This window comes from Pelosinus fermentans JBW45, assembly GCF_000271665.2.
GTDB classification, from domain to species: Bacteria; Bacillota; Negativicutes; order DSM-13327; family DSM-13327; genus Pelosinus; species Pelosinus baikalensis.
Window position 1 is genome coordinate 3,018,855 of record NZ_CP010978.1, and the last position, 15,004, is coordinate 3,033,858.

The window sequence follows — 15,004 nt, forward strand, 5'->3', positions numbered from 1 at the left end:
CCATACAATAATAAAACCCCATCCAAATTATTTAAGTTATATTATTATATTCCAGTTATTTTTTTATGTTAAATACTAATCAATATAAAAGAGCTACCACTTATCAAAATTCAGTGGCAGCTCTTTGTGATTTCTTCACTTGTAACCGATCTCCAGAAAAAATGGGACACCAAGAAGCAACAACTTTTCCCTTTGCGAAAAATCCAGAAGGAGGACTCCATCTTTCGCCGCGAGTATGCATCGCTACTAATTGCTCTACATTAACTCTACTGCAAAATTCTTTCACCCCAATTGATCGATACTCTTCTAATCGACTATCCACAGGGAAGAAGGCCACATCCAATTGCAAGCCTTCCAATTTATCCATTTCTTTTTCAAAAAGATTCTGAGCTAACACTTGATTATATTTATGGTCCCATTTCCAATGCCACCAATTTAAGTCACCAGCATGAAACAATCGCCATCCATCCACTTCAACTAGAAAAGAAACTCCCAGATCAGTAGAACCATAAGCTTTAACTTGCAAGTTCCCATGAACACTTGTCTCATAAGGTCGAAGCCAAACAATTTTTTCAGGACTAATACCTACATTGCCAATATCATCACTTAGAAAAAACGCAGCTACCTGATCCTGCCATGTACTTATGATCGGATTAAAATGATCATGATGACTATGAGAAGAGAATACATGTAAAAGCTTTCCCTTTTGTAACAGTTTGGCAATTGTATCCGAAGTATCTTGATAATAATCAAAAACCAATGTATGTTGTGCAGTTTGTACAACAAAACCGCTATTTTCCAAATAAATTATATCCATTTGCAATGATACCATAATTTCCTCTCGATTTAATCCATAAAGCAGCCTAGCTTTTGCAATCTGACTGGTTCTTACCGTCCATTTACTTGATATAACGATCAATTGCCTCCTGCAAATTCTTCAAAAACTTCTCCTGCTCACCTTCTTGGACGGCATGAATCAGGCAGTGTTCCAGATGATCCTTAAGAATAAGCTTTGCAGTATTATCAAGAGCTTTGCGCACAGCAGCAATCTGCAGCAATATTTCAGGGCAATCGCGTTCTTCAACAGCCATCTGTTTCACGGCTCTAACATGACCTTCTATTCTAGCTAGTCTATTAATAATTTGCTTCTGATGAACATGTTTGTGATTTTGCATAAAATACCCCTCCATGCTTTTTATTATATCCTCCATAGGGGGAATATCTCAAGAAAAATTATAATATATGTCTTAATTTCTCTAATTTCAAAGGAAAAACAAACTTTTTGTAGAAGATAAAACGTAGTTAGTCAAACCATAAAAGGAGTGCTAAATATATGAAAAAGTTGATGATGTCAGTTGTATTACTTTGCCTATTCACTTTAGTAACTTCTATTGTAAATGCTGGACCAGCCCCAAATCTATCAAATGTTCAAATTACCCACGTCGGTGCTGAAAATACGGATTGGATAGAAGTTCGAAACATCCCCACAACAACCTTATATGGACAAAATTTTTATATAGCGGTTCGTTTTATTGGCTATCCTGATCCTAATCGCATCTTTTTATATCAGAACGGAAATAGAATTCCAACAACTCTAGTGACCGAACCTTTTGCCAGAGAGGGAATTGGTAATCCTTATACTGGATGGGTATATCAATTTAAAGTCCCCATTTCCTATGGAAATGGAACCATTGTGGTACAAGCTGACGGTATACGTGGCGGTACTTATTATAGCACTATTTATGGAGTTAAAGCTGTACATCAACCTTAAGCTTATAAAAAGTAAAAACCTCGCAAAAATGCGAGGTTTTTACTTTTCATAGCTTAAGACTCTTTTGTGGAAGTGACTTTCATATTCTCTGTCTTTAAGCTTAAAGTCAATAATAATCCCATAAAATAAATCAATGCACCAAAGCAATACGCAGATGCAAAACCTCCATGATACTCAATCATCCATCCTGCAAGCCCAGGTCCTAGCATTTGTCCTACAGCATAAAAGGCAGAGATAAAACCAAATGCCGCTGAAATATACTTTTGAGGAACCTGATGGGATGCCTTTACTTGAATTAAAGCAAGAATTCCCCCTATGGATGATCCCCAAATGACAGCCGATACGATAAAACTCACCACGTTGTGAAACATAAGAGGAATAATATCTCCGGCGATAGCCCAAAACAAGGCTGCAATTAAGGTCCTTTGTGATCCTATTTTATCTGAAATCATTCCCCAAACAGGTCCTCCTGCAATGGCAAAAACTCCTGCTGCTGCAAAAACTCCTCCCGCAATGTTATCAGGAATACCAAGTTCTATCATATAAACAGTTTGATATAAAATTGGAATTAAATATCCCACTCCTACAAGAAAATACAACCAGGCAATTTTAATCAATTCCTTATTGTGCAACCATTTTGGTTTTTCCTCGTTGCTGTCTTTTTTATTTGTATGATTAGGATTTTTTAAAACCTGAATAGCAAGTACAATAACACCAAGAGAAATTGCCCCAAACAATAGCCATACTGCACGCCACCCCAGTTCAGGAAATTGTTTAACTATACTCGGAACCAAAATGCCATTTAAGAACATGCCAATTCCTGCCCCGCTCAATAAAAAACCTAATACCATTCCTCTTTTATCTGGAAACCATCCTATCGTTAACGACATCAGCGGAGTAAATACAAGAGCACTGCCAGCTCCAGCAGTGAACATAAATAAGGAAACCCACCAAAAAGATGATCCCCAAGCTAAACCAAATAAGCTAATCGTAACGCTCCATCCTCCTACCAGCAGTACGGCTTTTGATCCCCATCGAACAGCTAAGACCCCTGACAATCCAACAGTTAGCAAGTACCCCAGAAACATGAAGGTTCCAAGCATCCCGACCTCAGAAAATGATAGAGATAGGCTTTCTTGCATATAAGGAAGAACTACTCCATAGGCCATACGAACAAAACCAGTTGTTGTAATAATAAGAAACATACCTGTCAAAACCACAATCCAGAATTCTTTTTGACTCTTTACAGATTGTAAATTCAAATTAATTCCCCACTTTACTATTTGTTTTGATTTCATGAAATTGATTATCTTTATCAATATTGTACAGGATGCAACAATCGCCTCTCTACTCAGAAAAGGATTTTTAGAGATGAAAAACGGATAAAAAAAAGCTGCTAGTAATTTTACTAAGCAGCATTTCTAATAAAGCATGAAGCTAAACCACTATTCTTGTACCACATATCGCAAGTAATCTCTCGGATTTACACCAAATTTTTTACGGAAAGCCTGAGCAAAATGGCTCGCATTTGCATAACCGATTGCCCCTGCCACTTCACTAACTGACATTTGTTTTTGTTCAAAAAGCTGCCGTGCCAACTCTAGTCTTTTGGCAATAACATACGCATGAACTGTTTCCCCAAAGATTCTTTTAAAGCCATGTTTTAATTTAAATTCATTCAAGCACACCAGTTTTGCTAAGCAAACTAAAGATGTAGAAACAAGGATTCGATCATCTAATACTTCTCGAGCTCTATAAATACTTTTAATATCGATAGTAGAAAGTTTTATTCGATGGTCTACCTTATCTTTCTCAAACAATGATTCATTAAAATATACTGCAAATAACTCTAGTATCTTACCTTCTATAAACATATTTTTTAACGTGCTTTTATAAGGACAATTCAGCATCTGCTGCAAAATGACATGTATTGCTGGGCTTATATTACTACGGTGAAAGATCTCCTCGCACTCTCCGATTCCCGAAATGTCCCATTCATCACAAATATTTTTTATAAGTTCTTCAAATTTTTGCAGACTCATTTTGATTTGCATAAAACGAATTTTTTCTGCAGATGGATACATACACCTTTTTTTACTTTTCCTGCTTTTAACTAAAAAACTCTCACCTGCTAACATTCCTAATTGCGTTTTCATTCCTTGGAATGTCCATTGAAGTCCTTCTTCAAAACAAAAAAACAAATCAATATGAGGTGTCCGGGATATGCCCTGCACTTCCATTCTCTGCGAGAAATTCATATCAAAATACAATACCTGAAAATGTGGATTTGCTACAATCTGCTTGCAATATCCATGCCCCATTTCCGCAGGAATTGTGAATTCATATCCACTGTTTTCAAAATTATATATTCGCCCAAATCCTTCACATACAGGACAATTTTCGTCCATTACATTTACCATTTCATATGGCTTCATCTGCATTATCATCTCACCCTTTCAGAAACGTGCTGCTAAACTTCCTGTAAGCTATAAATAATTCAGGCACTTTTAGCCTTATCTAAATGATAAGTCCATTTAATTATTAGTACTATTATAAGTAATTGATATTGATTATCATATAGATAGTAACAATCTTTACACTGAAAGTCAACAAGATAAAGCCAATGGATTATACTTTGACATTTGTACAATTGGTATCCTCTCATTTTTAAGGTTCCAGTTTTTTCACATATTTTTATAAAGAATGTACAAACTTTATAATAGCTGTTATTATTGTTTTTCCAAAAATTAGGTCATAGAAAATGGAGGATTATCAATGGTAAATCATGATACAAAAGCTTATCTTGTTGGGGCTGGTGTTGGTTCTCTGGCAGCCGCTGTTTATTTGATTCGAGATGGTCATTTCCCAGGAAAAAATATCCATATTTTCGAAGAAATGAACATTACTGGCGGAAGTTGCGATGGAACTGGTTCAGCAGAAAAGGGATATGTCCTGCGTGGAGGCAGAATGTTAAACGACGAAGCTTATGAATGCACTTGGGAACTTTTAAAGTTTATTCCTTCTATTACTGACCCCCAAATCTCTGTGAGAGATGAAATCATTGCTTTTGATAAAAAAGTACAAACCCATGCTAAAGCTAGGTTAGTCGACGAAAATGGCAAAATAGTAGATGTCAGTTCTATGGGTTTTAGCAACAAAGATAGAATGGATTTAATGAAACTTACCATTAGCCCGGAAGATGCTCTTAAAACCTATACTATTGAGCAATGTTTTTCACCTTCCTTCTTTAAGACCAATTTTTGGTACATGTGGGCTACTACTTTTGCTTTTCAGCCTTGGCACAGTGCTATCGAATTTAAGCGTTACCTCAATCGGTTCATGCACGAATTTCCTCGTATTCATACGTTAGCAGGCGTAACTCGAACCCCCTACAATCAGTATGATTCTATTATATTGCCCATTATAAAATGGCTTGGAGGACAAGATGTCCATTTTGAAATGAATTGCAAGGTAACAGATCTTGATTTTAAGCCGTCACAAGAGGAAAAAACAATTGAGCGCATCCACTACTTAGATGCAGGAAAGCAAAAAGAAATTACGGTTCATAATACTGACTTAGTTTTTGTCACAAATGGCTCTATGACAGAAGGCTATAGTCTTGGATCAATGACCTCAGCCCCTCGCCTTGGTTCCAAAGGTGCCTCCTTTACATTGTGGGAAAACATTGTAAGAAAACAGCCTGATTTGGGTACTCCATCTGTTTTTTCAGATCATATCGATAAATCCTTATGGGAATCCTTTACTGTCACTTGTAAAGATCCTATATTCTTTGATTTAATGGAAAATTTCTCAGGTAATTCATACGGCACAGGCGCTCTAGTAACTTTTAAAGATTCCAATTGGTTTATGTCTATTGTCTTAGCCTATCAGCCACATTTTATCAATCAGCCTGAGAATATTAAAGTCTTTTGGGGCTATTCTTTATTTCCTAACAACATTGGTAACTATATACCAAAAAAGATGTCTGAATGTACAGGTGAGGAAATATTAATTGAATTATGTTCTCATCTCAGGTTCCACAAGCATATTCCCTTCATTCTCAAAAACTCTAACTGCATCCCCTGCATGATGCCATTTATAACCAGCCAGTTCATGCCGCGGGTAAGAACGGACCGACCGGAAGTTATACCGAAAGGCTCAACCAATCTCGTTTTCCTAGGTCAATTCGCTGAAATACCTGACGACGTTGTTTTTACTGTAGAATATTCTGTTCGATCAGCACAAATGGCCGTCTATTCGCTCCTCAAATTAAATAAGGAAGTTACGCCTATTAACCAACATCAATATGATGTGAGAATATTATTCGACACTTTTATCACTTCCTTCCGATAAAAAAATGACTATGTAAGCAGATAATCTGCAATTACATAGTCATTTTGTCTAACTATTTTAGCATCCTTAAACATGGAAAGCAGAAACTGATTGTGAGCGTCGTTCATTTATTCTCCTAGTTCTTTAATCTTTCAACTTTATTTATTTTTATTAAGAATTACATCCTTATATTCGATTTTATCTTGGTACCTCCTGTATTCACTTAGCATACAATAGAGTAAGTCACAAGGCTAAGCATGAAAAAGGAGGAATACTTATGGGCTTCGGTGGTTTTGGTAACGGACGCGGTGGTGGTAGCTTTATTATTATTATAGTGATCATTTTGCTATTCTTTTGTTGTTCCAATGATGATTGTTCCTCTAGTTGTTAATCAATTAAAAAAACTCATTCAACAAACTTCATCCCTCTTGCAACCACGTTACTATAAGCGTGGTTTTTTTTTGTTAAAAAGGCTTCAACGAAAATCATACCCACTTAGAGTCTCCCATCTCTGATGAAAACCATACTACAAACAGTATTTATGATTTTTCTCCATGAAATTCAAATCAATCAAAAAAATGACACCTGCTGTGTGCAGGTGCGGATAATTCTTAATTCAAATCATACCTACTTTGTGGAGAAGAGATTGAAATTTATGATGCAAATTATTGACTATTTTCTGGTTTATATTCTCTCACGTGATTTACATAAAATATAACAAGAGGAATGACAACGATGAAACAACTTACCAAATACATCATCGATAAACCAACAGAACTTGACAACATCCCTAATAAAATGGCTCCACACCCCACACCCAAATCAAAAGCAGTTAACATTGTACCATTTGCAACGCCACGCTGTAAAGCCCCTACTTTATTAATTGCCATTGTCAAAGCTGTTGGCTGGATTATACCAAAACCTACGCCAAATAATACTGCAGACATCATAAATAAGACAATTCCATTTGCAAAGAATAACGATAAAAAGGATGATGCCAGTGCAGCAAATCCGATTGACATAATCTTTATAGGACCTTGCTGATCAAGAATTTTCCCAGCATAGGGTCTACTAAGAAAAAGAGCAGCAGCAAAGGCCAAAAAGTAGCTCCCTGGATTTTCAATATCGATTTCTTTTCCGAAAAGCACAATGAAGGAAAGTACCCCACTATATAACGCAGCCACAAAAAACATTATACTTGCAAAGGAAAAAACTTTAGGTTCAAATAAAATAATACTTTTCGTATTTGCCGATTTATTTACAGCCTGATGCTCAATCCCCCAAGCACATAAAAATCCAAGTGCAGCAAAACCAAAACTGCTAATAAACAATATTGAAAATCCAAATCTTTGTAGTATTTCTAGGCCCAGCAAAGGACCCGCGGCCATAGCAATGGTATTAGACAATCCATAATAACCAATTCCTTCCCCGCGCCTAACTGCCGGAACAAGATCTGTTGCTGTTGTTCCAGAGGCGGTGGTAGCAAATCCCCAAAATATTCCATGAATCCCTCTCAATATAACCAATAATACTAAACTTGTCACCCAATTGTATGCTAGCATAGCCAATGTCAAAAGAAGCAATGATAAGCGTAATATGGCTTTTCTCCCTAAAGTATCTAGTAAATGCCCAGCTAAAGGACGCGATAACACTGCTGCTAGAGCAAAAATGCCAAAAATATACCCTACTACTTTAGTATCACCAGCAAGAACATCAGTGATAAATAAAGGCAACGTCGGTAATAAACAGTAAAAACTCGTAAATATAAACAAATTGGACAAACAAAGCAAAAGAAAACTTTTCGTCCAAAGCTGAGGCGGTGCTCCTCCCTGTTTTATTATCATCCACTCCCCTCTTCCTATAAATACTATCGAGAGATGTACGAATTCACAATATTTACTAAAAGGATTTAATTCGCGAATAAGGACTTATTTTCCTGCATTTTAACTATCTTTTCCTTTTCGTATGAATCATACTCAAGCATTTTCGAAAAACTGGAAGTCGAATACATTTAATTAGAGTTTCAAAGCAGGATTCATCTAGATTTTAACGAAATGGAAAATAAAAGTATCTGAGGGATATTTTAATGTAAAATTTAAGGAGTGATTGTGTTGTTATATAGAAAGTATGGAAAGACAAATGAAATGGTTTCTGTTCTGGGATTTGGCTGTATGAGGCTTCCTGTTATCGGCGGTGATCCTACTAACATTGATGAAGAACAATCAATAGCAATGATTCGCCATGCAATTGATGAAGGTGTAAATTATATAGATACTGCATATCCTTATCATGGAAAAGGTATGGCTTATGGTGGAGCTAGCGAGCCTTTTGTGGCAAAAGCATTGAAAGATGGCTATAGAGAACGTGTAAAATTAGCTACGAAACTTCCTAGCTGGCTAATCAAAACACGGGCTGATATGGATAAATACTTAAATGAACAATTAAAACGCCTTGAGACAGATACAATTGATTTTTATTTAGTCCACTCACTTAGTGCTTCTACATGGCCCAGCCTAAAAGAAGCAGGAATTAGTGAGTTTTTGGATCAGGCAATTCAAGATGGCAGAATCAAACATGCAGGATTTTCATTTCATGAAAGAGTTGGTTTGTTCAAAGAAATCGTTGATTATTATGATTGGTCATTCTGCCAGATTCAATATAATTATTTAGATGAAAACTATCAGGCTGGCAAAGAAGGATTGGAGTACGCAGCCAAAAAGGGATTAGGCATTGCTATTATGGAGCCACTGAGAGGTGGAAAAATTGCTGAAAATCTTCCTGATGATGCTCTTTCCTTTTTTGATCAGGCAGATCAAAAAAGGACACCTGTTGAATGGGCACTGCGCTGGGTATGGAATCATCCTGAAGTATCAATTGCTTTAAGCGGCATGTCAACTATGGAGCATGTTACAGAAAACCTTAAAATAGCTCGAGATGCTCACGCAAATTCATTAACAGAAAAAGAAATCAACATTATCAATCAAGTAAAGTCTATTTTTAAGGAACGAATAAAAGTCAATTGTACCGCTTGTGCCTATTGTATGCCTTGTCCTGCTGGCGTGAATATTCCAGGGTGTTTTACAATCCTTAATGATAATTTTATCTTTGGTGATAGTCCCGCAGTTAGAGAACGGCATAAATTTCTATATAATTTCCGCATTGACTCAGCAGCACATGCATCTAACTGTATAGAATGCGGTAAGTGTGAAAGCCATTGTCCTCAAAATATATCCATCCGCAAGGAATTACACACCATTAAAGAATTATTTGAATCAGCTTAACCTGCTGACTTAAGAATTAATTTACAACTAAAACAAGCAACTACGATAGCATTAGTCTGCTATTTTTAGTTGCTTTTCTTTCTTCATATCGATTTTAATACATATAAATTCATTTATAAAATTCATGATTGTAAGGATTTTGGGGTATCTTAAGATACTATAAAGAATCTTTAATTGGAGGTCTTACTATGACTAAAAATTTATCGAAGAACCAAATTCATGAACTAACTATGCTCGTTTTAAACCAACTGGATTTCCAGGAAGCAAATGAGACATCATCGGCTACGCTTATAGCCGATGATGTTGTGCAAAAATATGCCGAAGTTTATGAAAATATTCAAAAGAAGAATACACCACCGAAAGTCACAGTTTCTAATAATAAGTGAGTCTGGTTACGACTGTTCCGTAATTACTACGGACAGTCTTTTTAGTTATTTTGCAGCAGCCAAACTATTCAAGGCACCGTATCCCTAGGCACTGCTCTTAGACAACATTTGAATCCATGCTATATTATTATAGATAAATATATTTTTTCATCTAGAAAGAAACTTCGTATATATTCTAAATGAATTTCAAATAAAGGAATTCGATATAAATCGTGTACCCATATTATCAACAACATTAAGAAAGGAGTTTTTGAAATGTCAATATCAGCAATAAATGCAACTATGAATAATCAATATTTAACAAACTTTCAAAAAGCGAATAAGACCGCTATACCTAAGGAAATTCCAAAGTATACAACAATAACGCCTCCAAACAAAACATTTGATTTCAAAGGCTTAACAATCAAGGAATAATACTATTCCTCTATATCCCACTTATGAATATCGCTACTATATACTTCTGCTAAAAAGGAAAGTATATAGTAGCGATATTTCTTTAATTGTTAGTAACTCTGCTGATATTGTTCTTAAAATGGAAAACTATTCATTTGAATTTTATTTTTCCTTATATTTTATCATAAGCGATATCACTAATAGACAAATAAACATTCCCACAATCAGACCAATTCCAAAGTCGGCCATATGAGTAATCATTTTATTGAATCACCTCATTGCAGTTTCCGTTATATAGATTACGCATTCGAAAAGTCAATGATACAAAAATAACTTAGACAAGCTAGAATCAACAGTATCTTAATTCTTTATGTGGATGCTTAATACGATTGTCTTTGCTAGATATATCCTAATTATAAAGAAAATGTATTACAGTTTTGTTACAAAATTTTCACATCCATTATTCATTATCTAAATTAATCTAAGCTATATAAAGGAGTGACCTTAATAAGGTCACTCCTTTAATATATCGATAAAACTCCCGTTATTATTAGTATCCTACAGCTTTTGTTTCGACATTTCTGACTTCTTCTTTATACAGCATTTTACCAAGGTGTTGTGCCAGTTCAACAACACGACAGGAGTATCCCCATTCATTATCATACCATGCAAGAATTTTTGCTTTTCGCTTTTCAATAACCATTGTCGATAGCGCATCTACAATGGCCGAGTGCTTGTTGCCCAAAAAGTCAACGGAAACGAGGGGTTGATCACAGTATTCCATAATACCCATCATAGAACTTTCAGCAGCAGTACGCAAAGCGTCATTGATTTTCTCAATGGTAACGTCCTGCTCCAGCTCGACAACTAAATCCACCAAGGATACATTTGGTACTGGAACACGTAGGGAAACTCCGTTTAACTTTCCCTTTAGCTCAGGTATTACAAGGCCAATTGCTTTTGCAGCTCCTGTCGATGTTGGAACTATCGATTGCATACAACTTCTTGATCGGCGCGGATCTTTATGACTATTGTCTAAGCTTCGTTGATCAGTGGTAAATGCATGAACGGTTGACATTAGACCATTGGTAATTCCAAAATTATCATTAATTATTTTGATAATAGGAGCTAAACAGTTTGTCGTACAAGATGCGTTAGATATCACATGATGGACTTTAGGCTGATAAATATTTTCGTTAACTCCCAGAACAATTGTAGGAGTGGAGTCATTAGCCGGCGCGGATATGATAACTTTTTTAGCACCATTTCTCAAGTGAACTTCACAATCCTTACTAGAATTAAATTTCCCTGTAGATTCAATAACAATATCGACTCCAAGTTTTCCCCAAGGAAGATTAGCAGGATTGCGGTCGGAAATTATTTTTATAGGATGTCCATCAATTATGATTTTATCTTCAGTTGCTTTAATATCTTTATTAAGTCTGCCATGTACTGAATCATATTCTAAAAGGCGCGCTGATGCGATGCTATCTGACGTGCTATTTACGGCGACAACTTCTATATTCTCATTTTCTAACGCCGCTCTTAAACACATTCTCCCAATGCGTCCAAAACCATTAATTCCTACTTTTATTGTCATGTTCTTCCTCCCTAAAGTATACGATTAAGCTACAAGAGTTCTTCCATTATTATTACCCTTTGGGACCCGCCTGGGCAATTCCCTCAGGGATATCTTCCAAAAATCTAGTAAAATTTTCATTGAATAAAGCTGCCAACTCTCTAGCCTGGCGATCATAGGATACCCCATCGCTCCAGGTTTTGCGAGGCTTAAGTATATTTTGGGGCACTCCAGGGCATGTATCGGGTACATAAATGTTAAAAATCGGATCTAGATCATAGAAAACATGATCCATGTGCCCTTCAATAGCTGCTGTCACCATGGCTCTAGTATAAGCTAAATTCATTCTTTTTCCGGTGCCATATGGTCCTCCTGACCACCCAGTATTAATCAAGAAAACATTGGTTTTCTGTTGTTCTAACTTTTCTCCCAGCATTTTTGCATAAACCAAAGGAGATAACGGAAGAAAAGGAGCACCGAAACAAGCAGAAAAAGTGGCTTCTGGTTTGGTAATGCCTCTCTCTGTTCCCGCAAGCTTACTCGTATACCCTGATAAGAAATGGTACATAGCCTGTTCCTTATTTAACTTAGCAATCGGCGGTAATACTCCAAAGGCATCTGCCGTTAGAAATATCACGGTGCTAGGATGCCCTCCCACACCTGGAACCACAACATTATCAATATAGTGAACAGGGTAGGCGGCACGAGTATTTTCAGTGAAATCTACACTATCATAATTCGCCGCACGACTCTCTTCATTCACTACTACATTCTCCAACACTGTGCCAAAACGAATGGCGTCCCAAATCTGTGGTTCATTTTCCTGGCTCAGTTTAATACACTTAGCATAACATCCGCCCTCAATATTAAAAATACCCTGGTTACTCCAGCCATGTTCATCGTCCCCGATCAGACGACGATTATGATCAGCCGACAACGTAGTCTTACCAGTTCCGCTCAGACCAAAAAACAGTGCGGTATCTCCTGTTTCTCCCATATTAGCGGAGCAATGCATAGAAAGAATACCTTGTTTCGGCAGCAAAAAATTCATGACCGTAAAAATAGCTTTTTTCATTTCACCAGCATAATGAGTTCCCCCAATTAATATTATCCTCTGCTCAAGGTTCAGGACAATAAAAGCTTCGGAATTTGTACCGTCGATTTCCGGTGTCGCTTTAAAGTTAGGCAGGCAAATCACCGTGAAATCTGGTTTTCCCGTTTCCTGCAATGGCTCAGGACGAATAAATAGTTGATGAACGAAAAGGTTTTGCCAAGCAAATTCATTAATAAACTGTACTTTTACCTGATGCTCTTCATCAGCTCCTGCATATCCACTAAATGTAAATATCTCCCGATTTTGTAAGTATCCCATCATGCGATTGTAGAGCTGGATAAACTGTTTACCGCTAAAAGATTTATTGCTGCCCCAGGCAATATCATTATGCACGGCAGGTGAATCCACAATAAATTTATCATTAGGCGAACGTCCAGTATATTTGCCAGTCGTAACCCGCAACGCTCCTGTAGAAGTAAGCTGTCCCTCATTACGGCTAATGGCTTCTTCTACCAACTGCGTCGGCGGCAGATTATAATATACTTTACTGGCTACCTCTGTAATACCGAGGTAGTTATTTTCTCCTATTCTCTCCATAAGTACCTCCCTATTTATTATCTTGAATACATTGTACATTATACCATATTGCGGGACGAAAAACATCCCACCATCATATTTATTTTATTTTTTTTAATATCCTATTGCCTTCCTGCCTTAAAAACAAAAATGCCGTAAGGATTACTCCTTACGGTATACATTCGTACTATTACCTGCGCATATTCTCTTTCTCCGCTTTTTTAACTACATTCATGGCATAAACCCTAGCTTTATTACCTACCTCCGAGGCTTTAGGTGAATATAGAGCAATCACTGACTCTATTAACTGACTAGAATACCCTTGCTCTAACATCGTCTGCGCTATTTCGCAATCAACTTTGGCGTTCACTTCACTTCCCACATTTCTTGCAACAAAAAGGTTTAGACGATATTGATATTCTTGCATTGTTAGACTCTCTTTATCTTGCTGCGATGCCACTGCTACATTACCTTGCTCCTTAACAGAGCTTTGCAAAGGAGAGAAGTCTAATCCTTTTACATCCGCTGCATTAACATCATAGAGCTTAGATTCATCACTAAACTTTGCCTCAGAAAAATCAGCATTAATTAAACTTACGTTTCTAAATTCATTAAGACTGCTTAAAGTAACCGCTCTAAAGTCAACGCCGTCTAAATTACAGTCAGCAAAACGCCCATACTCAATTTCAGATTGTTTAAAATCCATATTCTCTAAAGTGCTCTTTTCAAAAGTAACATTCGTAATTTTTGCTTTAGCTAATACAGATTCTTGCATTTCGCAATCCTTAAATGCCACTGAGTACAAATCCGCATTTTCCAAAGAGGCATTCATAAATTTACAACCTTTCATTTGGCTCTCAATAATAGAAGCCTCATTAAAATTGGCGTGCCTAAAATTAACATTTTCTCCGTAAAACCAACTAATTTTTGATCCACTCAAATCAGCATCACTTAAGTTGACATCTTTAAATACATTTAAATCACTAAATTCAACATTCGCACTCTTAAAACTTGCATTTGCTAGGTTGCTCTCTTTAATACCTACGCCTTCGATTCTAACATGGGACAAATTCACTTTTTGCATTGCGCAGCCAGTAAAATCCACGGTAGACAAATCTGCCTTTTCAAAATTGCCACCAATCAAAAGACCATTTTTAAACTCACCTTGCTTAATTATTGTCTCACTAAAATTAACACCACTTAAATTACAATCCTCAAATTTAACACATTCAAATTTTCTGCCAGATAAGTCAAGTCCACTTAGATCACAATATTTAAAATTAATTTGCAATCCATCCTGTTGTTCCTCAAGGATTTGGTTAAAATCCTCTTGGGTCATTTTTTTTAAAATTCCCTCTTGTCCCATCTACTTAAAACCTCCTTGCCGTCGTATCTCCTTCATTCTACTTCTTATTTATTAGACGAGCTTAAAATCTTAGTGCAACACTATGTAAAACAATAAACAATTTCCTTCTTACCTTAGTTGAGAGTAAGGGATTAGGAGTTATACAAAAAAAGGTAGTTACCTTTGCCTATTCTGCCTAGCTTAAGAATTCACTTATCGAAAAAAGCTAGCTTCCCTGTTTATATTCGCTATTGCACGATAATATCCTTGCAGTAAGCGCTAGTCTT

Annotated in this window: 13 protein-coding genes; 5 read left to right on the plus strand and 8 right to left on the minus strand. The window is 36.5% G+C overall.

The genetic code is table 11. From position 1 onward, the window contains the following. Positions 1-103 precede the first annotated feature (103 nt). Positions 104-919: an MBL fold metallo-hydrolase gene (locus JBW_RS13320; protein WP_007955345.1), complete on the minus strand. Its 816-nt coding sequence runs from the start codon at positions 917-919 to the stop codon at positions 104-106. Next, entirely contained in the window at positions 900-1,175 is a 276-nt protein-coding gene (locus JBW_RS13325) for a metal-sensing transcriptional repressor (RefSeq protein ID WP_007935287.1), read from the minus strand. Before JBW_RS13325 ends, JBW_RS13320 begins: the two co-directional genes overlap by 20 nt. 158 nt (positions 1,176-1,333) lie before the next feature. Between JBW_RS13325 and JBW_RS13330 the strand changes: the two genes are divergently transcribed. Next, on the plus strand, positions 1,334-1,771 hold the full coding sequence (locus JBW_RS13330) for a DUF4879 domain-containing protein (protein ID WP_007955346.1): 438 nt from the start codon (positions 1,334-1,336) through the stop codon (positions 1,769-1,771). 53 nt (positions 1,772-1,824) lie between these two features. Here the strand turns inward: JBW_RS13330 and JBW_RS13335 are convergent, their stop codons facing one another. Together JBW_RS13335 and JBW_RS13340 are read right to left on the minus strand one after the other, a co-directional pair. Then, positions 1,825-3,033: an MFS transporter gene (locus JBW_RS13335; RefSeq protein WP_007955347.1), complete on the minus strand. Its 1,209-nt coding sequence runs from the start codon at positions 3,031-3,033 to the stop codon at positions 1,825-1,827. 183 nt (positions 3,034-3,216) lie between these two features. After that, positions 3,217-4,212: a helix-turn-helix domain-containing protein gene (locus JBW_RS13340; protein WP_007955353.1), complete on the minus strand. Its 996-nt coding sequence runs from the start codon at positions 4,210-4,212 to the stop codon at positions 3,217-3,219. A 334-nt stretch (positions 4,213-4,546) separates the two neighbouring features. Between JBW_RS13340 and JBW_RS13345 the strand changes: the two genes are divergently transcribed. Next, the gene (locus tag JBW_RS13345; protein ID WP_007955356.1) at positions 4,547-6,124 is read left to right on the plus strand and encodes an oleate hydratase; all 1,578 of its coding nucleotides are present in this window, start codon (positions 4,547-4,549) and stop codon (positions 6,122-6,124) included. 644 nt (positions 6,125-6,768) lie between these two features. Here JBW_RS13345 and JBW_RS13350 read toward each other — a convergent pair. Further along, positions 6,769-7,947 carry an MFS transporter gene (locus tag JBW_RS13350; RefSeq protein ID WP_007955362.1) on the minus strand — a complete coding sequence of 393 codons (1,179 nt, stop codon included), beginning with the start codon at positions 7,945-7,947 and terminating at the stop codon, positions 6,769-6,771. 264 nt (positions 7,948-8,211) lie between these two features. On the opposite strand from JBW_RS13350, the gene JBW_RS13355 reads away from it, so the two are divergent. The 3 genes from JBW_RS13355 to JBW_RS25370 all read left to right on the plus strand — a co-directional run bounded on the left by JBW_RS13355 (position 8,212) and on the right by JBW_RS25370 (position 10,184). Beyond that, positions 8,212-9,384: an aldo/keto reductase gene (locus JBW_RS13355; protein WP_007955365.1), complete on the plus strand. Its 1,173-nt coding sequence runs from the start codon at positions 8,212-8,214 to the stop codon at positions 9,382-9,384. Between the two features lie 188 nt (positions 9,385-9,572). Continuing rightward, the gene (locus JBW_RS13360) at positions 9,573-9,770 is read left to right on the plus strand and encodes a hypothetical protein (RefSeq protein ID WP_007955368.1); all 198 of its coding nucleotides are present in this window, start codon (positions 9,573-9,575) and stop codon (positions 9,768-9,770) included. A 255-nt stretch (positions 9,771-10,025) separates the two neighbouring features. Next, complete coding sequence (locus JBW_RS25370) at positions 10,026-10,184, plus strand: hypothetical protein (protein ID WP_007955370.1); 159 nt, start codon at positions 10,026-10,028, stop codon at positions 10,182-10,184. Between the two features lie 529 nt (positions 10,185-10,713). Here JBW_RS25370 and gap read toward each other — a convergent pair. The 3 genes from gap to JBW_RS13375 all read right to left on the minus strand — a co-directional run bounded on the left by gap (position 10,714) and on the right by JBW_RS13375 (position 14,738). Then, positions 10,714-11,763 carry a type I glyceraldehyde-3-phosphate dehydrogenase gene (gap, locus tag JBW_RS13365; protein WP_007955372.1) on the minus strand — a complete coding sequence of 350 codons (1,050 nt, stop codon included), beginning with the start codon at positions 11,761-11,763 and terminating at the stop codon, positions 10,714-10,716. A 52-nt stretch (positions 11,764-11,815) separates the two neighbouring features. Then, positions 11,816-13,393, minus strand: a complete 1,578-nt coding sequence (gene pckA, locus JBW_RS13370; RefSeq protein WP_007955373.1) for a phosphoenolpyruvate carboxykinase (ATP) — start codon at positions 13,391-13,393, stop codon at positions 11,816-11,818. Positions 13,394-13,562: 169 nt separating this feature from the next. Further along, complete coding sequence (locus JBW_RS13375; RefSeq protein WP_007955374.1) at positions 13,563-14,738, minus strand: pentapeptide repeat-containing protein; 1,176 nt, start codon at positions 14,736-14,738, stop codon at positions 13,563-13,565. Positions 14,739-15,004 lie beyond the last annotated feature (266 nt).

Bases quoted from the DNA above. Each gene is read 5' to 3' on its own strand.
- JBW_RS13325 (WP_007935287.1), bottom strand. From the start codon at position 1,175: ATGCAAAATCACAAACATGTTCATCAGAAGCAAATTATTAATAGACTA.
- JBW_RS13330 (WP_007955346.1), top strand. From the start codon at position 1,334: ATGAAAAAGTTGATGATGTCAGTTGTATTACTTTGCCTATTCACTTTA.
- JBW_RS13340 (WP_007955353.1), bottom strand. From the start codon at position 4,212: ATGCAGATGAAGCCATATGAAATGGTAAATGTAATGGACGAAAATTGT.
- JBW_RS13345 (WP_007955356.1), top strand. From the start codon at position 4,547: ATGGTAAATCATGATACAAAAGCTTATCTTGTTGGGGCTGGTGTTGGT.
- JBW_RS13350 (WP_007955362.1), bottom strand. From the start codon at position 7,947: ATGATAATAAAACAGGGAGGAGCACCGCCTCAGCTTTGGACGAAAAGT.
- JBW_RS13360 (WP_007955368.1), top strand. From the start codon at position 9,573: ATGACTAAAAATTTATCGAAGAACCAAATTCATGAACTAACTATGCTC.
- JBW_RS25370 (WP_007955370.1), top strand. From the start codon at position 10,026: ATGTCAATATCAGCAATAAATGCAACTATGAATAATCAATATTTAACA.
- gap (WP_007955372.1), bottom strand. From the start codon at position 11,763: ATGACAATAAAAGTAGGAATTAATGGTTTTGGACGCATTGGGAGAATG.
- pckA (WP_007955373.1), bottom strand. From the start codon at position 13,393: ATGGAGAGAATAGGAGAAAATAACTACCTCGGTATTACAGAGGTAGCC.
- JBW_RS13375 (WP_007955374.1), bottom strand. From the start codon at position 14,738: ATGGGACAAGAGGGAATTTTAAAAAAAATGACCCAAGAGGATTTTAAC.